This window comes from Fimbriimonadaceae bacterium (genome assembly GCA_023957775.1).
Classification (GTDB): Bacteria; Armatimonadota; Fimbriimonadia; order Fimbriimonadales; family Fimbriimonadaceae; genus JAMLGR01.
Genome location: JAMLGR010000019.1, coordinates 36,238 through 56,380, shown reverse-complemented (window position 1 = coordinate 56,380; position 20,143 = coordinate 36,238). Strand labels below are relative to the sequence as shown.

The 20,143-nt window shown below is 65.6% G+C and carries 21 protein-coding genes; 14 read left to right on the top strand and 7 right to left on the bottom strand.

Going from position 1 to position 20,143, the window contains the following annotated elements; all coding sequences use genetic code 11:
* The first annotated feature begins 2 nt into the window (after window positions 1-2).
* From M9921_14630 to M9921_14610, 5 genes are read left to right on the top strand one after another with little or no spacing between them, the layout of a single operon-like run.
* A complete protein-coding gene (locus tag M9921_14630; protein ID MCO5298081.1) occupies window positions 3-1,238 on the top strand; it encodes a cysteine desulfurase in 1,236 nt (411 codons plus the stop codon).
* Between the two features lie 8 nt (window positions 1,239-1,246).
* Window positions 1,247-1,708 carry an SUF system NifU family Fe-S cluster assembly protein gene (locus M9921_14625; protein MCO5298080.1) on the top strand — a complete coding sequence of 154 codons (462 nt, stop codon included), beginning with the start codon at window positions 1,247-1,249 and terminating at the stop codon, window positions 1,706-1,708.
* A complete protein-coding gene (locus tag M9921_14620; protein MCO5298079.1) occupies window positions 1,705-2,031 on the top strand; it encodes an SUF system Fe-S cluster assembly protein in 327 nt (108 codons plus the stop codon). The genes M9921_14625 and M9921_14620 overlap by 4 nt, the downstream gene beginning before the upstream one ends.
* Window positions 2,028-2,486, top strand: a complete 459-nt coding sequence (locus M9921_14615) for an Rrf2 family transcriptional regulator (GenBank protein ID MCO5298078.1) — start codon at window positions 2,028-2,030, stop codon at window positions 2,484-2,486. Before M9921_14620 ends, M9921_14615 begins: the two co-directional genes overlap by 4 nt.
* Complete coding sequence (locus M9921_14610) at window positions 2,483-2,836, top strand: iron-sulfur cluster assembly accessory protein (protein MCO5298077.1); 354 nt, start codon at window positions 2,483-2,485, stop codon at window positions 2,834-2,836. The genes M9921_14615 and M9921_14610 overlap by 4 nt, the downstream gene beginning before the upstream one ends.
* Before the next feature lie 59 nt (window positions 2,837-2,895).
* On the opposite strand, the gene M9921_14605 is transcribed toward M9921_14610, so the two are convergent.
* Both M9921_14605 and M9921_14600 read right to left on the bottom strand, forming a co-directional pair.
* A complete protein-coding gene (locus tag M9921_14605; protein MCO5298076.1) occupies window positions 2,896-3,558 on the bottom strand; it encodes a PEP-CTERM sorting domain-containing protein in 663 nt (220 codons plus the stop codon).
* Between the two features lie 314 nt (window positions 3,559-3,872).
* Window positions 3,873-4,208, bottom strand: a complete 336-nt coding sequence (locus M9921_14600) for a tRNA-binding protein (GenBank protein ID MCO5298075.1) — start codon at window positions 4,206-4,208, stop codon at window positions 3,873-3,875.
* A gap of 142 nt (window positions 4,209-4,350) precedes the next feature.
* Between M9921_14600 and M9921_14595 the strand changes: the two genes are divergently transcribed.
* The 3 genes from M9921_14595 to M9921_14585 all read left to right on the top strand — a co-directional run bounded on the left by M9921_14595 (window position 4,351) and on the right by M9921_14585 (window position 7,568).
* Window positions 4,351-5,640 (top strand): Gfo/Idh/MocA family oxidoreductase, encoded by a 1,290-nt coding sequence (locus M9921_14595; GenBank protein MCO5298074.1) that lies wholly within the window; start codon window positions 4,351-4,353, stop codon window positions 5,638-5,640.
* On the top strand, window positions 5,633-6,034 hold the full coding sequence (locus M9921_14590; protein MCO5298073.1) for a hypothetical protein: 402 nt from the start codon (window positions 5,633-5,635) through the stop codon (window positions 6,032-6,034). The genes M9921_14595 and M9921_14590 overlap by 8 nt, the downstream gene beginning before the upstream one ends.
* A gap of 238 nt (window positions 6,035-6,272) precedes the next feature.
* The gene (locus tag M9921_14585; GenBank protein MCO5298072.1) at window positions 6,273-7,568 is read left to right on the top strand and encodes a Glu/Leu/Phe/Val dehydrogenase; all 1,296 of its coding nucleotides are present in this window, start codon (window positions 6,273-6,275) and stop codon (window positions 7,566-7,568) included.
* A gap of 72 nt (window positions 7,569-7,640) precedes the next feature.
* On the opposite strand, the gene M9921_14580 is transcribed toward M9921_14585, so the two are convergent.
* Both M9921_14580 and M9921_14575 read right to left on the bottom strand, forming a co-directional pair.
* The gene (locus tag M9921_14580; protein ID MCO5298071.1) at window positions 7,641-9,275 is read right to left on the bottom strand and encodes a hypothetical protein; all 1,635 of its coding nucleotides are present in this window, start codon (window positions 9,273-9,275) and stop codon (window positions 7,641-7,643) included.
* 10 nt (window positions 9,276-9,285) lie between these two features.
* Window positions 9,286-10,410, bottom strand: coding sequence for a hypothetical protein (locus M9921_14575; protein MCO5298070.1), 1,125 nt, complete (start codon window positions 10,408-10,410; stop codon window positions 9,286-9,288).
* A 235-nt stretch (window positions 10,411-10,645) separates the two neighbouring features.
* Here M9921_14575 and M9921_14570 point away from each other — a divergent pair, with 235 nt between their 5' ends.
* Together M9921_14570 and M9921_14565 are read left to right on the top strand one after the other, a co-directional pair.
* Window positions 10,646-11,143: an SgcJ/EcaC family oxidoreductase gene (locus M9921_14570; GenBank protein MCO5298069.1), complete on the top strand. Its 498-nt coding sequence runs from the start codon at window positions 10,646-10,648 to the stop codon at window positions 11,141-11,143.
* 82 nt (window positions 11,144-11,225) lie between these two features.
* Window positions 11,226-11,915: a DUF2202 domain-containing protein gene (locus M9921_14565; protein MCO5298068.1), complete on the top strand. Its 690-nt coding sequence runs from the start codon at window positions 11,226-11,228 to the stop codon at window positions 11,913-11,915.
* A gap of 69 nt (window positions 11,916-11,984) precedes the next feature.
* Here M9921_14565 and M9921_14560 read toward each other — a convergent pair whose 3' ends face one another.
* Window positions 11,985-12,362 (bottom strand): hypothetical protein, encoded by a 378-nt coding sequence (locus M9921_14560; GenBank protein ID MCO5298067.1) that lies wholly within the window; start codon window positions 12,360-12,362, stop codon window positions 11,985-11,987.
* Between the two features lie 199 nt (window positions 12,363-12,561).
* Between M9921_14560 and M9921_14555 the strand changes: the two genes are divergently transcribed.
* Genes M9921_14555 through M9921_14545 form a run of 3 tightly spaced genes read left to right on the top strand, consistent with a single transcriptional unit; the run spans window position 12,562 to window position 15,662 of the window.
* On the top strand, window positions 12,562-13,509 hold the full coding sequence (locus tag M9921_14555) for a hypothetical protein (protein ID MCO5298066.1): 948 nt from the start codon (window positions 12,562-12,564) through the stop codon (window positions 13,507-13,509).
* A gap of 39 nt (window positions 13,510-13,548) precedes the next feature.
* A complete protein-coding gene (locus M9921_14550) occupies window positions 13,549-13,920 on the top strand; it encodes a BlaI/MecI/CopY family transcriptional regulator (protein MCO5298065.1) in 372 nt (123 codons plus the stop codon).
* A gap of 5 nt (window positions 13,921-13,925) precedes the next feature.
* On the top strand, window positions 13,926-15,662 hold the full coding sequence (locus M9921_14545; GenBank protein ID MCO5298064.1) for a hypothetical protein: 1,737 nt from the start codon (window positions 13,926-13,928) through the stop codon (window positions 15,660-15,662).
* Between the two features lie 15 nt (window positions 15,663-15,677).
* On the opposite strand, the gene M9921_14540 is transcribed toward M9921_14545, so the two are convergent.
* On the bottom strand, window positions 15,678-16,055 hold the full coding sequence (locus M9921_14540; GenBank protein ID MCO5298063.1) for a hypothetical protein: 378 nt from the start codon (window positions 16,053-16,055) through the stop codon (window positions 15,678-15,680).
* A 195-nt stretch (window positions 16,056-16,250) separates the two neighbouring features.
* Between M9921_14540 and M9921_14535 the strand changes: the two genes are divergently transcribed.
* Entirely contained in the window at window positions 16,251-18,710 is a 2,460-nt protein-coding gene (locus M9921_14535) for an HAD-IC family P-type ATPase (protein ID MCO5298062.1), read from the top strand.
* Here the strand turns inward: M9921_14535 and M9921_14530 are convergent.
* On the bottom strand, window positions 18,695-19,915 hold the full coding sequence (locus tag M9921_14530; protein ID MCO5298061.1) for a hypothetical protein: 1,221 nt from the start codon (window positions 19,913-19,915) through the stop codon (window positions 18,695-18,697). The two genes, M9921_14535 and M9921_14530, sit on opposite strands and share 16 nt — an antisense overlap.
* Between the last annotated feature and the right edge of the window lie 228 nt (window positions 19,916-20,143).

Below are 20,143 nucleotides of genomic sequence, written 5' to 3'. Positions count from 1 at the left end.
AGATGATCAAGACCGAGGCCACGATGATCGACACGGAGAAGGTTCGGGCGGAGTTTCCGATCCTGAGCCAGTCGATCCACGGACACCCCCTCGTGTACCTCGACAGCGCCGCCAGCGCCCAACAACCGCGCGCGGTGCTTGATGCGGTAGCCCATTACGAAACGACCAGCCACGCCAACGTGCACCGCAGCGTCCACACCCTGGGCGCGCGCGCGACCCAGGCGTACGAACACGCGCGGTCGGTGGCGCGTTCGTTCCTGGGAGCCAAGGATGCGGAAGTCGTGTTCACCAAGGGCTGCACCGAAGCCCTGAATCTCGTGGCGCACGGACTCGCGGAGGGCTGGTTGCGCGAAGGCGACGAGATCCTGCTCACGGAACTGGAGCACCACTCGAACATCGTGCCCTGGCAAATGGCCGCCGCGCGTTCGGGCGCCGTCGTGCGCGTGGTCCCCATCGACGAGCGCGGCGATCTCGATCTAAGTGCCTTCGACAGGCTCCTCGGCGAGCGCACGCGCGTGCTCGCACTCGGGCACGTCTCCAACGCCTTGGGGACGGTGAACCCGGTATCCGCCATGGCCGCGCGGGCCAAGCAGGCAGGTGCGGTGGTGGTGGTGGACGGCGCCCAAGGGGCGCCCCACCTGAAAGTGAACTTCGCCGAGCTGGGCGTCGATTTCTACACGATTTCAGGCCATAAGATGTACGGACCGACAGGAATCGGCGCCCTGGTCGGCACCCGGGAGTGGCTGGACCGGCTTCCGGCCTACCAGGGGGGCGGCGACATGATCCACTCGGTGTCGTTCGCCAAGACCACCTACGCCAAGCCGCCGGCCAAGTTCGAGGCGGGCACGCCGAACATCTCGGGCGCCGTCGGGCTCGCTGCCGCCATGGAGTTCATCGAGGGGCTGGGATACGACGCCCTTCGGGCCAGCGAAGACGCGCTCGTGCGCGATGCCGTGGAAGCCCTCGCCGATCTCGACGGCGTGACCGTTTTGGGGGCGCCGAAGGAACGTTGCGGCGTCGTCTCGTTCCTTGTCGAGGGCGTGCACCCGCACGACGTGGGAACCGTGCTGGACACCGAGGGCGTCGCCGTGCGCGCGGGCCACCATTGCGCGCAGCCGTTGATGGAGCGTTTGGGCGTGGCCGCCACGGTGCGCGCGTCCTTCGGGGCGTACAACGGGCCGGACGACGTCGATCGGCTCGTCGAGGCGTTGGGAAAAGTGAGGCGGCTGTTTGGCTGAGGCGATCGATGGACTCTGAACTTCGCGAACTGTATCAGGATGTGATCCTCGATCACAATAAGAACCCGCGCAACGTGGGAACCCTAGAGCATGCCGACCACCACGCCAACGGCAACAATCCACTGTGCGGCGACAAGGTCCGCATCACGATCGAGATGGAGGCGGACCGCATCCGCGACATCCAGTTCGCAGGCGTCGGGTGCGCCATCTCGACGGCGTCGGCCTCGATGATGACCGAGGTGGTCAAGGGGAAGACGGTCGCGGAGATCGACGCGCTGGTCGACAAGGTGCACCGCTTGCTCACGATCGAAGGGGAGGACCCCGCGTTTTCGGATGCGGAGGAGTCTTTGGCGGCCCTCACCGGCGTGCGCGAGTTTCCAATGCGCGTGAAGTGCGCGACCCTGCCTTGGCACACCCTCAAGGCCGCGCTGCACGGTGGCGAAGAAGTGAACACGGAGGACGAGGGATGAGTTTGAATCCCATCGAGCGTTCGCTCCTCAAGAACGAGGTGATCGAGTGTCTCCGCGAAGTGTACGACCCGGAGCTTCCGATCAACATCTACGACCTCGGCCTGATCTACGAATTGGAGGTCGACGAAGAGGCGCGGGTGCGCATCGTGATGACCCTTACCTCGCCCATGTGCCCCGTGGCGGAATCGTTGCCGGGAGAGGTCGAAGAGGCCGCCCGCCAGGTTCCCGGCGTTGCTCGAGTGGACCTCGAGCTGACGTGGGACCCGCCGTTCTCGATCGAGATGATGTCGGAGGAGGCCCGGTTGACGCTGGGGTTGATATGAAGTTCAGCGCGCAAGAAGAGTACGGGCTTCGATGCCTGATGGCCATCGGGCGCAGCGCGTCGGAGAGTACGACGATCGCCGAGATCGCTCGGGACGAGGGTCTGACCGAGCCGTACGTGGCCAAGCTGGTCTCCGCCCTGCGCAAGGAGGGGTTCTTGCGCAGCATTCGGGGGCAAAGCGGCGGGTATGCGCTGGAGCGGGACGCTTCGCAGATCGTCATCGCGGACGTCTTGAACGCGCTTGGCGGCAGATTGTACGAGCCGGGTTTCTGCGACCGCCACTCGGGCTTGGAGGACGCGTGCACCCACACCGACGACTGCGCGTTGCGCCCCCTGTGGCGACGCGTGCAGTTCGCGGTGGATCGCGTGCTGCACGGCATCACCCTCGCCGACCTGCTCGCCGGAGAGTTGGACAAGACCGAGCCGATCCGTTTGGCTTCGGGAGGAACGACGTGAGCACATCCTTTCCCGTCACCCTGACCGATGGGGCTCTGGCCCAGGTGCGGCGGCTCCTCGCCAAGGACGGGCGCCCGGACGCCTTCCTCAGGGTCGGAATCAAAGGGGGCGGCTGCTCGGGCTTGGAGTACGTGTTGAAGATCGACACGCGCCGCACCCCCTTCGACCAGGAGGCGCGCTTTGGCGACATCCTCGTCGTGTGCGATGCGAAGTCGGCGGTTTATCTCCAAGGCTCGACTCTGGAGTACACGGGCAACCTCATCGGCGGGGGTTTCCAGTTCGACAACCCCAACGCCGCCCGTTCGTGCGGTTGCGGCACCAGCTTTACCCTGAAAGGGAAAGGGCACTAAGAAACAAGAAAGTCCGCCGGCATTTTTGCCGGCGGACTCTCTTTAAGAAGCGAAGCGATTTACTTGCTGCTTCGGCGACGTCGAATGAGGGCGATCGCACCGGTGGCGAGCGCGAGCATCGACGCAGGCTCGGGAACCGGAGCACCCGTCACGTTCATGACGATGTGCATGCCGGGGAAACCGATGGCAGCGATGTCGGTCAGACTCGTGATGCCACAGTCGTCGGCGCGAAGGTAGCTCGCGTGGGTCTGCCCGTCAGGGTTCGAACCGATCCACATGAGATCGCTGTTCGTCGTTCCGTCCGGCGTGAAGATCTCAACGCCCAGCAGGCCCGAGTTCACGGTGCCGGAGACGGCGACCTGATGGAAGTACGCGCTGCCGACCGGGACGTTCGTTGCGAACGTGCCCATCAGGCTGCCCATCGTCAAGACCGAACCCGAGACGGTGAATCCGTCGTAGAGACGAACTTCCACCGGAAGCGTCGAGTTGACGCTTCGAGCCTCTTCCACCGCGAACTCGACCTGGGACACGGCCCAAGGACCGGCGATCGAGTGCTCGGAAAGGACGAAGCCGCGGGCGTACCAGTTATCGGTATGGGCGACCTGGTTGTTGCACGAGACACTGTTGCCCGACACGATGTTCTGCGTCGCGCTCTGCGTGATGACCTGCGCATTCGCGCCGGCCACTACCCCAATTACGGCCAAGACGGCCAATCGATTCATGTAATTCATATCTCTCCTCTTCTGGTGCCTTGCACCGAGTTAGGTGCACCAAGCACCGACAGTTAGTGTACAAGCGAACGCGCACACTTCGGTCGCATTCCAGAAACCCTAGCACTCATACCAGGCCAATAGAATTACTAGGTTTATCCAGGAAGTAACAGAGTAGTTTTGTTGTCTATTGAACTCGTCACAGGATCTGAACCGGCAGTGAGGCGAGACAGTAAAGCTAGCAAGAATACGGGGTAGAGATCGGCTTGAAGGGCCCCATAGAGCAATGATCAGCGTGCTTATGCAAGCAATAACCCCGGGAGAGATTAGAAGAGCTTTGCGCCGTTGGGCACGGTGCGTTCCGGCTGCGCGAGCACGACGACACCCGGTTCGCGCTCGAAGCCCGTAAGCAGCACTTGAGATTCGAATCCGCCGATCATCTTGGGCGGGAAGTTGAGCACGCCGATGACCTGGCGATTGATCAGCTCGGCCTTCGCGTAAAGGACCGTCACCTGGGCGCTCGACTGCTTGATCCCGTGGGGACCGAAGTCGACCCAGAGTTTGTAGGCGGGTTGCCGGGCCTCTGGGAAGTTCTCCACTCGCACGATGGTGCCCGCGCACAACTCCACGGCCTCGAACTCTTTCCACTGGATCGTCTTCACAGTGCTCAGTTTAGCCTCCAGCCGGCAAGATGTCCGAACGGAACCCCTCGAATCCCGAGGACGCTCTTCAAGCACGCCTGCCTGGGGACCCTGCAGGGCTTCCCCACTTGCCTCGGGGCGTCGGGGCCATAATCCGCTCGGCATGGACAAGCGCATCACCTTGGCGATCGTCGGCTGCGGAGCACGGGGCAACGGGTTCTCGAAGTGGGCCGCGGAACTCCCCGACCAGGCCGAGGTCGTCGCCATCGCCGAGCCTCGCGAGCGGCAACGGGCCCTCCTGGCCGAGCGGCATCGGTTGCCGCAGGAGGCTTGTTTCTCGGATTGGCAATCCCTCGTCGAGAGCCCGAGGCTGGCCGATGCCGCGATCGACGCGACGCCCGATCGAGAGCATCACGCGTCCTCGATCGCGCTGATGAAGTTGGGTTACCACCTGCTGCTGGAGAAGCCGATGGCCACGACGCTCGAGCACTGCCGCGAGATCGATCGGGTGCGCGCCGAGACCGGACGCATCGCCTGCGTTTGCCACTCGCTGCGCTACCAACAGACCTACGCCCGCATCAAGGAGCTGCTCGCGGACGGCGCCATCGGACGGGTGATGTCGATCGATCAACTGGAGGCGGTGGAGCACATCCACATGTCCCACTCCTTTGTGCGCGGAAACTGGTCGAACGAAGCGCGCAGCACGTTCATGCTCCTGGCCAAGAGCTGCCACGACGTGGACATTCTCGCCCACCTCGCCGGGGCGCCTTGCGTGCGGGCCAGCTCCTTCGGATCGCTCTCGTTCTTCACGGCCGCGAACGCGCCCGTAGGGGCGCCCGCCCGGTGCCTGGACGGGTGTCCCGCCGAGGCCGAGTGCCCGTACCACGCCATGAAGATCTACGGAGATCCCGAGCGGATCGGTTGGGGCCACCACGTCGGTTTCGCCGAGCTCTCCTACGAGGAAAGGTTGGAGGCCCTTCGCACCGGTCCTTACGGGCGGTGCGTGTTCCATTGCGATAACGACGTGGTGGACCATCAGGTGCTCGCGCTCGAGTTCGAGGGCGGGACGACCGCCACGTTCACCATGACCGCGTTCACGCCGTTCGCCGGCCGGTATCTGCGCGTCCACGGCACCCACGGCTACCTCGCTTCTGACGTGGACAAGAACACGATCGACCTCTACCGGACGTGGGGAGGGGCCCACCACGAGCGCATCGAGCTACCGCCGCCCGACGGCTCCCACGGGGGAGGCGATGACAACGTGATGTCCCGCTTTGTGGAAGCCGTGCGTCTGGAGGATCCCTCCCGAGTGCTCACGCCCACGGACGAGTCGCTGCGCACCCACGCCATCGCGTTCGCGGGCGAGCGTTCGCGCCGCGAGCGCAGGGTCGTGGAGATCGAGGACCACTCTACGGCACCTTGCCCCTCGGAGCCCAAGGTGCCCCGTGAGTAGCGAAACCGTCCCTCGGTGCTTTCGGACCTGGTTCTATGCCGCCGCCATCTACAACGCCCTGTGGGGAGTTGCCGCCTGCCTCTTCCCCGCCACGCTCGCGCAAAGGGTTGGACTCGAGGGCATTACACACCCTGCCCTCGTGCAGGTAATCGGCATGATGGTGGGTGTGTACGCCATCGGCTACTACCTGCTCGCGAGGGACCCCGAGCGTTACTCTGGGTTCGTTTGGATCGGGTTGCTCGGGAAGCTCCTCGGCCCCCTGGGATTTGTCCTCCACGCGATCCAAGGCACTCTCCCGTGGCAATTCGGTTGGGTAGTCCTGACAAACGATCTCTTGTGGTGGCCGGCGTTCGGTCTCTTCGCCTGGCGCCACGCCCGCCGGCCGCTCGGGTAGGGCGTGGGAAAGGCCCAGTAGTTCTGCTAGGGGTTACCCCTCTCCGATTAGCCGTGGATATCGCTCCTTCGATAAGTGAGCGCCCGCCTGCACGCTATGCTCGATGCACGGAGCAGAAAGCTGGCGATTGAATTGGTCCTTGAAAGGAGGGACACAGCGAATTGAAAGTAGCAGGGGTAGGCTACCGTTGCGGAGGACGGTTCAAGAGATATCACCTACCTCCGTACAGGAGTGCAAGATGAACTTGAATGCATTTGCGATTGCGCAAGCCCAACTCGATGAGGCGGCGCGCCTCCTCAACTTGGATCCCGATCTTCACGAGCTGCTCCGACAGCCCATGTCCGAGCATCACGTGAGGATTCCCGTTCGTATGGACGACGGGCGCGTGAGGATCTTCAGCGGCTACCGGGTGCAGTACAACAACGCCCGCGGGCCCTGCAAGGGCGGCATCCGCTTCCACCCGGACGAGACGGTCGACACGGTCCGCGCCTTGGCGGCGTGGATGACGTGGAAGACCGCTCTGGTGGACATCCCTCTGGGCGGCGGCAAGGGGGGCGTGATCTGCAATCCCAAAGAGCTGAGCGTCGGGGAGTTGGAACGGCTGTCGCGCGGCTACATGCGCAAGATCGGCCACCTCGTCGGCCCGCCTCTCGACATTCCCGCACCGGACGTGAACACGACCCCTCAGATCATGGCGTGGATGCTCGACGAGTACGAAGCCATGGTCGGTCGCCATGCGGCCGGCGTCATCACCGGCAAACCTCTCAACATGGGCGGTTCCGAGGGTCGCGACGACGCCACGGCGCGCGGCGGCATGTTTACGCTCCGCGAGGCGGCTCGCCAGCTTGAGTTGGACCTTGCCCGCGCGACGGTCGCCATTCAAGGCTACGGCAACGCCGGCATGCACGCGCACCGGCTCGTCGGCGAGATGTTCGGGTCCAAGGTCGTTGCCGTGAGCGACTCCAGGGGCGGCATCTACCGGCGCGAGGGGTTGGACCCTGCGGCCGTCGTCCGCCACAAGAAACAGACCGGCAGCGTCGTGGGTCTGCCCGGGACCGAACCGATCACCAACGAGGCCTTGCTCGAGTTGGAGGTCGAAGTGCTCCTTCCGAGCGCGCTCGAGAACGTGATCACCCACGTCAACGCCGCCAACATCCGCGCCAAGATCGTGGGCGAGCTCGCCAACGGGCCCACCACGCCGGAAGCCGATGTGATCCTGCACGAGAACAACGTGATGGTGATCCCCGACTTCCTCTGCAACGCGGGCGGCGTGACCGTGAGTTTCTTCGAGCAGGTGCAGAACGCCAACCTCGACCACTGGAAGCTCGCCTACGTGCACGAGCGCCTCGACGAGACGATGACGCGCGCCTTCCACGAGGTGTTCGACATGCGGCGCGAGAGGAACGTGCACAGCCGATCCGCGGCGTACCTCGTCGCGGTGAACCGCGTGGCCGAGGCGTGCCGAACGCGCGGCTGGGCGGCGGACGTTCAGTCGATGCCGACCGCCACCGAGGTCGCGGTGCCTGTGAGGTGAAGGGACGGGAATCGGGAATCGGGAGTCGGGAATCGGGAACCGAGAATCGGGAGTCGGGAGTCGGGAATCGGGCTACCGGCTCCTGGTCAGTTCCTGCCGGGTGGCGATGGGGACGTAGCCTACTTCGAGCCCCTTCGGGGGCTTGACGATCAGGGCCGGGTCGATCTGTGCCAGCGATCCCACCTTGGGAGGCGGCAGGTAGTCGCGGCTCTTGGGCCAGGCGCGGTGCAGCTTCTCGACCCTCGACTGCATGCGCTCTCGCTCGGCATCCGTGAGGCCCGCGTTCAGCAGGGCGGGCTGGTCGGCGAAGCGGTACCAGTAGTACGTCACCACCGTGCCGTCTCCGAGGCGCGCCTCGAACGGCCCTGCCGCGGGTCCCGGTTTCTTCCAGCAGCTCGTCGGGTCGGCCGGTGTGTCGTACGCTTCCTGCGGCGGCTCGTTCGGGCGTTCCCATTTCCGTTCGTGCAAACCCGTGTCGGCAGGGACCTGATCCGAGGAGACCGGCACCCATTTCGCTCCCGCCTTCAGTTGGTAGAACTCGGGAAGGGTCACCAAGTCGCCCTTCCGCGTCGTGGCCGCATCGTTCCACTTGTAGCCGAAGGTGTTCGCGTCGTGTGCGAAGGGCGTGGCGAAGGCGCTCCAATCGAGCGGGACCTTGCCTTCCTTGCCCCCCTGGCCCGGCGTGCGGATCTCCCACGTCGCGCTTCCCCGTCCGGGGAACGTCCGGATGTGCGCGCCTTTCGGATCGATCGCCCCCGTGCTCGGGGCACCGCCCGCAAACCAGGCTTTCACGGAGTCCCAAAGCGCCGTGGAGTCATAGGCCGTGTCTTGATGCACCAACACCGAGGTGCCGTCCGCGGAGCGAGGGAACGAGGTCGGGGCGATGCGGGCGTACGACACTCCGTTCGCGGCCACGGCCACCTGGCACGGGATGTACTGCGTCTCCATCTGCACATGGCGGTTGGGATCCACGGGGCGGCTGTCCAGCGTCAGCCCGGCCAGTCGCGGTTCCTTCACGGCGGCGTGCGACCAGAAGTAGGGGGTGAAGAACGCGACGGGCCCCTTGAAGTTGGCGGTGTTGAGGAACAGCGTCCAGCAGTTGCCGCCCGTCGGCACGTTCTGGCCGTCCGTGGTGGCTTTGGCTTCGGCAAGCGGCAGCCGAAGGTAGCCGTAGCCAAACAGCTCGCCGCTCACGCCTTGTTTGAGGTTCAGACCATCGATGGGAAAGAGCAGCCAGGGACTGAGTTGCGCCACACCATACAGACCGCGCGGGTTCTCCCAACTCCCCCACCCATGGGCGGGTCCGTTGGCGATGACGGAGAAGTTGGGACCGACGCCGCCCATGATGAACTTCGGGGTCTCCGTGGGGAAGCGGGTGTCCCTCCACCAGCCCAGCCCGCCCTCGACATCGGAGTACATGTCCTTCGGGGCTTCGCCGTCGAACTGGGCGAACATCCACGTGCCTGGAAGCCCGGTTTGGAAACGGTGACCGGGATAGGTTCGCAATAGGGGCCAGGCGGCCACGTACATCGAAAAGCCCGCGTTGAACGAGGGGTCCACACGCTCGCCCGTGGGGATGATCAGGTAGCCGGCGAGGTACTCGTCGCCCGCGGGTCGCGATCCGACGACCCCGACGGCCAGCGGTGCCAGCGTTGCGACGAGCGCGAGCTTGGCGACGAGGGTCCGTGCGATTGGGAAGCGGCTCATGGCGAGCAGGCTACCAGGGCGCCGCCTTCTGCTCGAACAGAAACACCCCGTTCTTGTTGGCGATCACGAGATCGACGAGGCCGTCGCCGTTCATGTCCTGCGCGACGAATTGGGTGCCGACGCCCGAGGCGTCGTCGATCACGTGGCGGACCCACGTGCCGTCTGCTCCCCGCTCGTATCGAACGAGGAGCGAGGGTTCCTCGGAACCCACATCGACGCCGGGCGGATGCGCCCATTTGCGCTTGCCCGTGATCAGGTTCACCGTCTTCCCGAACTGGACGAGATTGACGGAGTGCGTTTCGGAGATCGTCTCGTCGACGAGATGTCTCTGAAAGCCTCCCTCCGCACCCTGCTCGAACCACCAAACCCCGCGCGCGTGCGCGGAGGTGCTGAAAACGTCCGGACGCCCGTCGCCGTTCCCATCGAACACGAGCATCTGGGCGCATTCGGGACCCAGGGCGGCCTTCGCAAACACCCACGGCCCCTCGCGCGACCCGGAGTAGGCGCCCGCCGTCGTGAGGATCTCGTTGCGGCCGTCGCCGTCGACGTCGCCCACACCCAGACCGTGCGAGTACCGCTGCGACCCCGCGCCCTTCAACCCGCTCACGGGGTGGCAGATCCACTCCGCATAGGGATCCTCGGCGGGCTCGAACCACGCGAGGTACTCGTCGTCGGTGCCCATTACCAGCACCCTCTTGCCATCCTTGAACAAGTCCGCGTAAAGGGGGCTCTCGTTGCACGCGCTCCGCCAGACGAGGTGCTCCTTCCAAGGGCCACTCCCGCCTTTCGGGTTCTCGCGCCACACGGCTTTCTCGCCCGGTGGACCGATGAGGATCTGGTCGACCCACCCGTCGTGGTTGAGATCCTCCGCCCAACTGTTGAAGCAGTTGCTGTAGCCGGTCTTGGGCTCGATCGCGGCCACCGGCGCGATCTCGTGGGTTGTCCAACCGGGCGCTTCGTACCAGACATTTCCCGCCAGGATGTCGAGCCTGCCGTCCCGGTTGACGTCCCCCACGGCCACCCCCTCGGCGACGAACCGGGTGTCGACCACGGTCTTCACGAACTCCACATCGGGAGCGCCCCAACCCAGAGCGGCCAGGCAAGCGAGAGGCAAGATCGACACGTTTCGCTGCACCGCCCATTGTAACGGGCCACGCCCGCTGGACGGGCGTGCAAAGACTCTCAGCTCCGATTGGGAACTCACGCCCGACGAGCGGGCGTGGCACCCTTTACGCACGACCATCGAGTTCCCGAGGCAAAGGGCCCGATGGATCCGGATCACACAGACCGGCTCCGACGCCACGTACCACTGGTCGATTTACGAACTGAGCGTCTACCGCCCCGCTCGATGACGGGTAGCCTGTTCCGCCATGAAAGCAGCGCTTCCCTTTTTCGCCCTCGCACTGGTCTTGACCGCCGGTTGCGGGACCCCGACGACCCCGGCGGCCACCCCCGCACCGACGGGCGTTTCCGCGATCACCGCCGAGGACAAGGCCGCCATCGAGTCCCTGTCCAACTCGTTCGGCGAAGCGATGAAGGCCGGCGATTGGGACACGCTCGCTGCCGCCTACGCGGAGGACGCGATCATGTACCCGCCCGACGCGCCGGCTGTGAACGGGCGCGAGGCGATCAAGAAGTCGTTCTCCGAGTTCCCGCCCGTCAAGGATTTCGTCGCCGAAATCCACGAGATCGACGGCTACGGCGACCTCGCCTTTCTTCGAGGGAGCGCCGTGCTGACGATGACGACCCCGGACGGAAAGGAGGCGAAGGCGGCGGGCAAGTACATCGAGATCTACCGTAAGCAGTCCGACGGCAAGTGGTTGATGGTGCGCGACATCTACAACATGGACGCACCGTCCGGCGGGTAACAGGTCGGTGCCCCGTCGCTTTGGGCCCAGGGCGTGAATCCTCTCCGCCCTGGGAGGTCTCCGAAGAAGTGGAGGCCTACAAATGAAACCCATCTGGAACACCACAGCCGCAGCCCTCGCGGCCACTGCACTCCTCGGGCTGGCCTATGCGGCGGGACCGGAACAGGGCACTCGAGTGGACGGGGTCGGCGCAACCGCGTTCGATACGGCCGCCCTCGAGACCCGTCTTGGGAGTCTGACTGGAGCCCAACTCTCGAACGCGGAGAAGGAAGGGCTGCTCTTCATGCGCGAGGAGGAGAAGCTGGCGTTCGACGTGTACAACGCGCTCGCCACCCGGTGGGGACGACCCTTCTCCAACATCGCGCGCGCCGAACAGACGCACATGGACGCCGTGAAGGTGCTCCTGGACCGCTACCAGCTCCAAGACCCGATGACCATCGGCAAAGCCGGCACGTTCGCCAACCCCACGCTGCAGCGCCTCTACAACGATCTGGTGAAGGCTGGCAGGGTTTCGCGAACGGAAGCCCTGAAGGTCGGTGCGCAGATCGAAGAACTGGACATCTTCGACCTCCAGCGGTGGATCAAACAGACCACCAACACCGACATCCTCAGTGTCTACGCGAACCTTGAGAAGGGGTCGCGCAACCACCTTCGCGCGTTCGACTCCAACCTGACTCGTTTTGGCGCGACCTACGAGCCTAAGCACCTCTCTTCCGAGGCTTACAGAAAGATCGTCACCAGCCCCATGGAGCGTGGCAGAGGAGGCAATTGACGGAACGACGGTCGACGCAGGCACGAGCTAGGAGGGCTGGATCGCCGACACACCCAGCCCGCGCCTACCCTACTTGATCGCCACGGGCTCCCAAACGACTTGGGTCGGTTCGTCGAACAGGGCGAGGTGCACCACTCCGCCCCTCCTGGCCGCCAGTTTGCGGGCCAACCGGCGCGCCTCCAGGATCGACACTTCCCTCCAGTCCAACGGCTCATGATGGCCCAACCGGTCCAGGATCCGTGCGCGCCCGGCAGGCGTCTCGGCGCAAAGCAGCCCTTCGACCCGAGTCCCGTGGAATTGGACGAGACCGTTCGTGGGAGCCTCGACGGTGCGGTAGTGGTTGCCCTGGCTCAAAGCACGCGCGAGCCAAACGCGGCGGCGCGATTCGAGGGTCAGGATCTGCAAGACGATCCGGGGGCTGACGACACCTGACTGCTCTTCGTCCACTGCGGTTGGCTCTGCTCCTGTTTCAATTTGCGAAACGGCTGACTCGATGGATCAAATGATGACATCTGACATCAAATGATATCACACGTTCGCAGAACCCTCAGCGAACCCGATGAAGACATGCGGTTGGAGCCCTGCGAAAAGTGTGATATCATCGTTTATGACAGTTGTCATCACCCTCTGGAAAGGAGTTGCTCCCTTGATCAAAAAGTGTGTTGTCATCGCTTGTCTCTCGGCCCTCGGAACGCACGCGTGCGCAGTTGGTTTCATCGTGGGAGCCAAGCGCGTTGGAGGGATCATCAACCTGAGTCGCATGAACCTCGACGGCAGCGGCGAGATCCCGCTCACCGCATTTGGAACAAACGCCTATGGTCCTTCGATCAGCCCTGACGGCTCGAAGATCGCCTTCCACTCCTGGCATACCGGCCGGGCGCAGATCTTTGTGATGGACAGCGACGGCTCCAACATGCACCAGCTCACGTTCGACGCCGAGGACAATCTATTCCCCAGTTGGAGTCCGGACGGGTCGCAACTCTTGTTTCAGCGCGGCACGGACACGGTCATGGATCTCTTCCTGATGAATGCAGACGGCTCCAACCAAGTCAACATCACAAACACGCCCAACACTCCGGAGGGAACGGCAGACTGGTCCCGAGCCAACGGCCGCATCGCCTTCACCCGCGGGGTGAACGGAACTGGGGACGTTTGGACGATGGAGAGCGACGGGAGCGGGCTCACCCAGCTCACCACGGGTGGATGGGATGAGTGGGCACCCCGATGGTCTCAGGATGGGACCCAGATCGCGTTTCATGCCTTGGACGGAGGATCCGACTGGCGTGGATGGATGATGGGCGCGGACGGAAGCAACCAACACGTGTTCACGCAGTTACTGGGCTCCCACGCCTATCCGGACTACTGGGACTCGGGAAGGATCCTCGTTCACGGGGTGGCGGCTGGCGCCAACCCCGACGGACTCTTCTGGCTGAGTCCGGACGGCAACGACCTCCAGCTCATCCATGAGGGTCTTTACGTTGGCGCGACCGCCTGGACCAGCGCGCCGGTGCCTGAGCCATGCTCGATGATTCTTGGAGCCCTCGCACTGACGATGGCGGCGAGGAGAAGCCGTTCCCGAAACAGGAGGGCGTAGCCCGTCGTGATGCTCCCTGCACCCTCCTATAATGGGGCCATGGACGCCTCCCCCCCTGGCAAATTCGAATACGAACTCTTGAGATTCCTCTCCGGCCAAGAGGATCTGTCGGTGAGGCAGATCTTCGAGGAGTTCGGAAGGCCGAGGGGGTTCGTTCGCGGCACCATCGTCAAGGCCGTGGACCGCCTCCTCAAGAAAGGGCTGGTCGACCGGAAGAAGGTCGACGGCACCTTTCTCTACCGCACCAGGCAGGACGCCGAGCGGATGGAGCGCCAACTCGTGGAGGCGTTCATCAAGGAGAGGCTGGGCGGAAGGCTGAAACCCATCGCGTCCTTCCTCGCCCAGTCCGAGGACATCGACCCCTCGGAGCTCGAGCAGTTCAAGGAGCTCCTGGACGAGATGGAGACCTAGACGAAGTGACGCCCTCCGAGCTTGTCGAGGTCCTGCTCCGGATCAGCGTCGTCTTCCTGCTCGGACTCCTTCTCAGCCGAGTGCTGAGGCCCGACTGCGCGGCGCGCCGCCTGCTCTGGGCGTGGTGCTTCGCCTCCCCGCTGGTGGTTCTGCTTCCGTTGCCCCCGTTGACCGTGCCGATTCTCAAACCTCCCGGAGAGAGGGTCTCGGCGCTGACCCCCATGGTGTTCGAACTCGACCCTCGGTTCGCCGCGCACCAGGTTGCGTACCTGCCGGATCCGGGCCCGCACCCATTGGTTCTGCTGGTGGCTGGTTTGGCGGGCGTCGGACTGTTGGTTCTGGGATGGCGGATGGTCGCCACCCTGCGCCTGGTGAGGGCCGCCGAGCAGGTCACGGACGCGGCGCTCATCGATCTCGTGTACGAGCTGGGCCAGCACTACGAGGTCGCAGACGCCCCCATCCTCAAAGCATCGGACGCGATCCGCTCTCCGTGCGTCTGGGGAGTGACCCAACCCGTGATCCTGGTGCCGGCGGCGATGCGCTTGGACGAGGACCAGTGGCGCCTGGTGTTGGAGCACGAGCTGCTCCATCTGCGCCAGCGGGATCCCCTGCGGCTCGTCTGGTACTCCCTCGTTCAGCACCTCTTCTGGTGGAACCCGTTGGTTTGGCTCGGCCTTCGCCAAGCGGTCCTCGCAAACGAACAGGTCGTCGACCAGGCGTTGGCCTCGAGGAGCGGGTATGCCGCGCTGCTCGGGGGCGCGGTGGTGGCCACGCCGCAGCCGGCGCTTTCGAGGCTGTTGGGCCAGGGCCACCTGCTGGGCCGCATCCGCACGCTCGCCCAGGGTCGGTCGGGGACGATTAGTCCCTGGCGCTTCGCCGCGCTTGCCGCCCTCGCGCCGGTCATGCCCTTCCAAATGGTGGCGCCCTACCATCCAGACCCGCGGCGCATCGGTATCGACGAGGTGGTCTTTGTCTCGTTCCAGGACGGCAAGGAAAGGCTTTGGCGGATGGCGACCGATGGCCGGGCGCCGACCCCGCTCTCCGAGGTGTTCATCGGCGCGGGCGTTCCCCGGATCTCGCCCAACGGGAGATGGCTGGCCTACACGCGGGAATCCCAAAACCGGGAGGACATTTACGTCGCCCGGGTGGACGGAACCGAGGAACGAAGCATCGTGTCGACGCCCGCCCGAGACGTCCAGCCCGTATGGAGTCCGGATGGCACCCGGCTGGTGTTCTGCACGATGGCGACGGGCAACTGGGAGGTGGGGCTCGCCGACCTTCGCTCCGGCGCCTGGCGGTTCGTCACCCACGACGGCCTCCGCAATCTCGAACCCACCTGGCACCCGAACGGTGAGCGCATCGTATTCTCCTCGCACCGGGCAGGGGTCCAGAACCTCTGGTCGATGAATCTGGACGGGAGCGGGCTGGTGCGGTTGACCGACGGGACGTGGGAGGACACGCACGGGGTCTACAGCGCCGACGGCCGCTTCCTCATCTACTCGTCGTTCCGGCGCACGAAGTACGAGGCCACCCTGCTGGACCTGAAGACGGGCTTCGTCCAACCCCTCGTGCCTCTCCGCCAGTTGGACACGGGGGAGGTGTCCTTCGCCGACGGCGATTCCGCGGTGATGATGACGTCGCAGGACGGGACCCAAGCCCACATCGCGAGGGTGGACCTGCGCGACTTCCGGTTCCGCGTGCTCACCGACGGGGCGCCGTGCTTATGGCCCGCGACCCGGTAGCCGGGCCGCGGCCCGTCAAGGCAGGGCCACGGGCTCCCACACCACCCGGTCGATCTCGTCGAAGAGAGCCAGGTGCACCACCCCGCCGTTCAGGCACGCCAGGCGGCGGGCGATGGTGCGGGCGCGGGTGATGGAGATTTCCCTCCACAGCAACGCGCCCCGCTCCTCGAGGAGCACGGCGATGCGGTCGCGTCCGGCGCGCGTCTCCGCGCACAGGAGGCCCGCCACCCGGATCTCGCGGAACTCGGGAAGGGCGTGTGTGGGAGCTTCGAAGATTTGGTAGCGGTTCCCGTCGGACGGCAGCTTCGCCACCCAGACGCGGCGGATCGAGTCCTTCGCCGCGATCTGCATCACGAGCTGGGGATGGACGGCGTGGATGGGATCATCCGACATGGGGACTCTCTCCGGGCGTGCGGGGGTGGATCATGGCGTTCAAATTGGGCGGAATCGTTCGCCCTGACTGTAAGATGCAGGAGCGACCCTTTCACTTGCCTTTCACTTAGCGGGAGAGGCGCCGAGGGGCGGAGTGCTGACAACGTGCCACGCCCGCTGGACGGGGCGTGCCGGCGTAGAAACAAGCGGGGAGCGATGCATCGCGAAGGTCTGAGCGGGCAGGAGGCGCGGAGGCGGCTGGAGCAGCACGGCCCGAACGCGCTTCCCGAAAGCTCGGGGCCGAGTCTGGCCTCGCGGATCGCGGCGCAGTTCACGAGCCCGATCGTGTGGCTTTTGGTCGCGGCCGTCGGGATCGACCTTGCGATCTGGCTCTCGAAAGGGGGTGGCGGCGTGCCGCTCGAAGCCGCGGCCATCGCCCTGATCCTCGTTGTAAACGCGTGTCTTGGCGTGTATCAGGAGTACCGCGCCGACGAGGCGCTGTCCAAGCTCCAGGAACTGGCCCAGCCCCGTTCCACGGTGTGGCGCGACGGCAAACAGCGCAAGATTCCCAGCCGCGAACTCGTTCCCGGCGACGTCGTGCGCCTCGAGACCGGCGACCGCGTTCCGGCGGACGTTCGCGTGGTGGAGACCCGGGGCATCCTGCTCGACGAGTCGATGCTGACCGGCGAATCGGTCCCGGTCGACCGTGCGTCCGGCGAGGAGCTTCGCGCCGGCACGCGGCTCGTGAAGGGCGGCGCGGCCGCGGAGGTCGTGCGCACCGGGGCGCAGAGCGCGTTGGGCAAGCTCGCCTCGACGCTCCAGGGGTTGAAGGCTACCCCGACACCCCTCGAGCGCAAGCTGGGCGCCTTCGGCAGCCTGGTCTCGAAGTGGGTGGCGGGGCTGGCGGCGGCCCTGGTGCTCGGCGGCGTGTGGGTCGAGGGCCTCGATTCGCTCGGCCACGTGCTGGTGTTCTCGATCGCGCTCGCGGTGGCGGCGGTGCCCGAAGGGATGCCCGCGGTGATGACGCTCACCCTGGCCCGCGGGGTCGAGCGCATGGCGCGCCGGAACGCGGTGGTGCGCCGGATGGTCGCGGTGGAGGCCCTCGGCTCGGTAACCGTGATCGCGACAGACAAGACGGGGACCCTCACCGAGAACCGGATGACCGTGGAGGGTTTGGAGTGCGAGGAGGAGCGGGCCGTGCTGAGGGCGATGGTGCTCGCCAACGATGCAGAGCCGGACTCCGATTCGGGAGACCCCCTGGAGCGCGCGCTGTTGGAGTTCGCGCGGGATCGCGGCGTGGACGCCGGTGCGGAGCGCGAGCGGTGCCCGCGCTCGGACGAGCTTCCGTTCGAGAGCAAGCGCAAGTACATGCGCGTCACGTGCGGCGACGGGGAGCGGTGGCTCAAGGGCGCGCCGGAGGTGCTGCTTGGGCGGTCGGACCTCGGCGACGAGGCGCGAAAGCGCTGGCTCGCAAGGGCGAAGGAGGCGGCCGCGGAGGGGTATCGGCTGCTCGCCTTCGCCAGGGGCGGGGACGACGAGGATCGGGGCGTGGAGTTCCTCGGGTTCGCCAAGCTGTGGGACCCGCCCCGCGAGGAGGTGCAGGGTGCGCTCGCCCGCACCCGGGAGGCGGGCGTCCGCGTGGTGATGGTCACCGGTGACCATCCGCAGACGGCCCGCGCGATCGCCGACGCGATCGGCCTCGCCACCGACGACGTGGTGTTGGGCGAGGACCTCGAGGGGCTGGACGAGTTGCCCGAAGGCGCGAACGTGTTCGCGCGCGTGCAGCCCGAGCAGAAGCTCGCGCTGATCGAGCGGCTCCAGGAGAAGGGCCACATCGTGGCGATGACCGGCGACGGGGTGAACGACGCGCCCGCGCTCAAGCGCGCCGACGTCGGGATCGCGATGGGCCGCCGCGGCACGGACCTCGCACGCGAGGTGTCGGACCTGGTGCTGACCGACGACAACTTCGCGTCGATCGTGGCGGCGATCGAGCACGGAAGGGGCATCTTCGCGAACATCCAGAAGTTCATCCGCTTCCTCTTCGCGACGAACTTCGCCGAGTTGTGCGTGGTGGTGGTCGGTGCGCTGGGGGCGTTCGTGGCGGGGATGCGGGAGCCCGGCGGCGAGGTGCTCCTCCCCTTGACCGCGGTCCAGCTCCTATGGATCAACGTGGTGACCGACGGCCCGGTGGCGCTCGCGCTCGGCTTCGATCGGAACCCCGGCGCGATGAAGCGCCCGCCCCGCCCGCCCGACAGCCCGATGCTCGACCGTTTCGGGGTGCGGTTCGTGGTGGGGGTGGGGCTCCTGGCGTCGGCGGTCGGCCTCGCGCTGTTTGGCACGCTCCTGACACACGTGTCCTTCGGCGAGGCGCGCTCGGCGTTGTTCCAGTTCCTGGCGGTGGGCCAACTGCTGGTCGCCTACCCCGCGCGTTCGGCGTCGGCTTCGCGGCGCAACGTCGCGTTGGCCGCCTCGGTGGTCGGGGCGGTGGGGTTGCAGGTCGCGGCGGCCACGGTGCCGTGGCTGCGTACGGTGCTGGGGCTGGCGCCCATGACGCCCGCGGTCGCGGGCGCGGTGGCGGGGGCCGCGGTGCTATCGTGGGCGCTGGCGGAGGGGCTGGTGCGGACCCCGTGGTTGGCGGGGGCCGCACCTGCCCGACGCGTTCAGTCGGTTTTGTAGACCTGCACCAACCGGGCGGTCGGCGTCGCGGGTCCGTAGATGTAGAACTGGATCGCGAACCGCCACGTGCCTTCGAGGGACGCGCGGAACGTGGGCGCGGTGAAGGCATGGTGTCCCACGACGGGATACAGCGGGCCTCCGCGGTTGGGGCTTTCGTCGTTGCAGGCCGCGACGACCTTCAAGAAGTTCGTCGCGCCGCGGTTGTTCACCCAGTCGCCGGTCGGGGCGAACTGGCCCACGTGGACTTCCACGGACATGGTGTAGCCTCTGGCGGCGAGGTCCTTCTGGTTGTACCGGTAGATCAGTTTCACGTCGCACTGGCCTTCTTCGCCCGACTTCATCCGCTCGGGCAGTTCGAAGTCGTAGGTGACGATGAACTCCACCGGCGAGACGCCGGGCGATCCTCCCCAGTTGCCGGTCGAGGTCAGGATCCCCTTCTTGTCCCATCCGATGGTGCAGCCCTTTCGCGGTTCATCGATCGTGAGGATCGGGTCGCCGTCCCGGACCCAGTAGCGCGTGGGGGGCTTGGTGGTCGGGGCGGTTTTCGCCGGCGGCGTCGTTCCTTTCAGGAACTTCTGGTATTCGGCCAGCGCGTCGGCGACGTGTTTGTGGAAGGGTCGATCGTCGAGTTGGAACTGGCTGTAGCCTTGCGCGATCATCTGGAGTTCCCAGGTGTACGCGTCCCCGCCGTTCCAGATGGACGCTTGGACGTTCTTGGCCAGGTTGAAGCTCCCGTTGAACCGCGCCACCTGCCACGCATCGAAGACGAAGAGCTTTCCGTTGATCAGCACGGCGATGGTGCCGTGGTCCTGGTTGATGGTTGGCTGAAGCCGTTCCGCCACGGCGTGGAGGTAGAGCAGGTCCTTACCGGGAATCCCCATGCCGCTGAACATGCTTTCGAGCAGCTCGGCATGGTCCCCGCAGGTCCATTTTGTGAGTTTGCCCTCTTTGAAGAGGTTGGTAAGGCGCGTCGCGTAGCTCGAGTTGTTGGTCACCGCGCGCTTGTCGAGCGCGTTGCAGTACTGGGAGAAGGCGAACTGAAGTTGTTTGAGCGTGCCGCCCTTTTTGATCGCGGCGGGCATCGTCTTGGCGATGGACTGTCCCCACATCCGCATCATCTCCCGTTCGGAGACGGTGCGGTCGCCCTGGATCGGCCCGAGGGCCGACGGCCCGCAGAGGGTCAGGACAGCTAAGATCCACATCATGGCAGACCTCCTTGTCCACGGCCTACCGGAGGCGCAGGGCGGGGGTCAAGTCGTTCGATGGGCGTCCACCCAACCATGGACCGGGGGAATGGTGGAAGAGCGGTGACCAGGACGTAGCGCCTTGTTCCATCCGAGCCGTCCTGACAACGAATGCACAGCTCGCGATGTTGATTGCAGGAATACCTCCACCCAAGTTGCCAGAAGGAGGGTCGCCTCCACGCCAGAACT

Coding starts and splice junctions, on each gene's coding strand:
- M9921_14630 (MCO5298081.1), top strand. CDS start 3: ATGATCAAGACCGAGGCCACGATGATCGACACGGAGAAGGTTCGGGCG.
- M9921_14625 (MCO5298080.1), top strand. CDS start 1,247: ATGGACTCTGAACTTCGCGAACTGTATCAGGATGTGATCCTCGATCAC.
- M9921_14620 (MCO5298079.1), top strand. CDS start 1,705: ATGAGTTTGAATCCCATCGAGCGTTCGCTCCTCAAGAACGAGGTGATC.
- M9921_14615 (MCO5298078.1), top strand. CDS start 2,028: ATGAAGTTCAGCGCGCAAGAAGAGTACGGGCTTCGATGCCTGATGGCC.
- M9921_14605 (MCO5298076.1), bottom strand. CDS start 3,558: ATGAATCGATTGGCCGTCTTGGCCGTAATTGGGGTAGTGGCCGGCGCG.
- M9921_14595 (MCO5298074.1), top strand. CDS start 4,351: ATGGACAAGCGCATCACCTTGGCGATCGTCGGCTGCGGAGCACGGGGC.
- M9921_14585 (MCO5298072.1), top strand. CDS start 6,273: ATGAACTTGAATGCATTTGCGATTGCGCAAGCCCAACTCGATGAGGCG.
- M9921_14580 (MCO5298071.1), bottom strand. CDS start 9,275: ATGAGCCGCTTCCCAATCGCACGGACCCTCGTCGCCAAGCTCGCGCTC.
- M9921_14570 (MCO5298069.1), top strand. CDS start 10,646: ATGAAAGCAGCGCTTCCCTTTTTCGCCCTCGCACTGGTCTTGACCGCC.
- M9921_14565 (MCO5298068.1), top strand. CDS start 11,226: ATGAAACCCATCTGGAACACCACAGCCGCAGCCCTCGCGGCCACTGCA.
- M9921_14550 (MCO5298065.1), top strand. CDS start 13,549: ATGGACGCCTCCCCCCCTGGCAAATTCGAATACGAACTCTTGAGATTC.
- M9921_14540 (MCO5298063.1), bottom strand. CDS start 16,055: ATGTCGGATGATCCCATCCACGCCGTCCATCCCCAGCTCGTGATGCAG.
- M9921_14535 (MCO5298062.1), top strand. CDS start 16,251: ATGCATCGCGAAGGTCTGAGCGGGCAGGAGGCGCGGAGGCGGCTGGAG.
- M9921_14530 (MCO5298061.1), bottom strand. CDS start 19,915: ATGATGTGGATCTTAGCTGTCCTGACCCTCTGCGGGCCGTCGGCCCTC.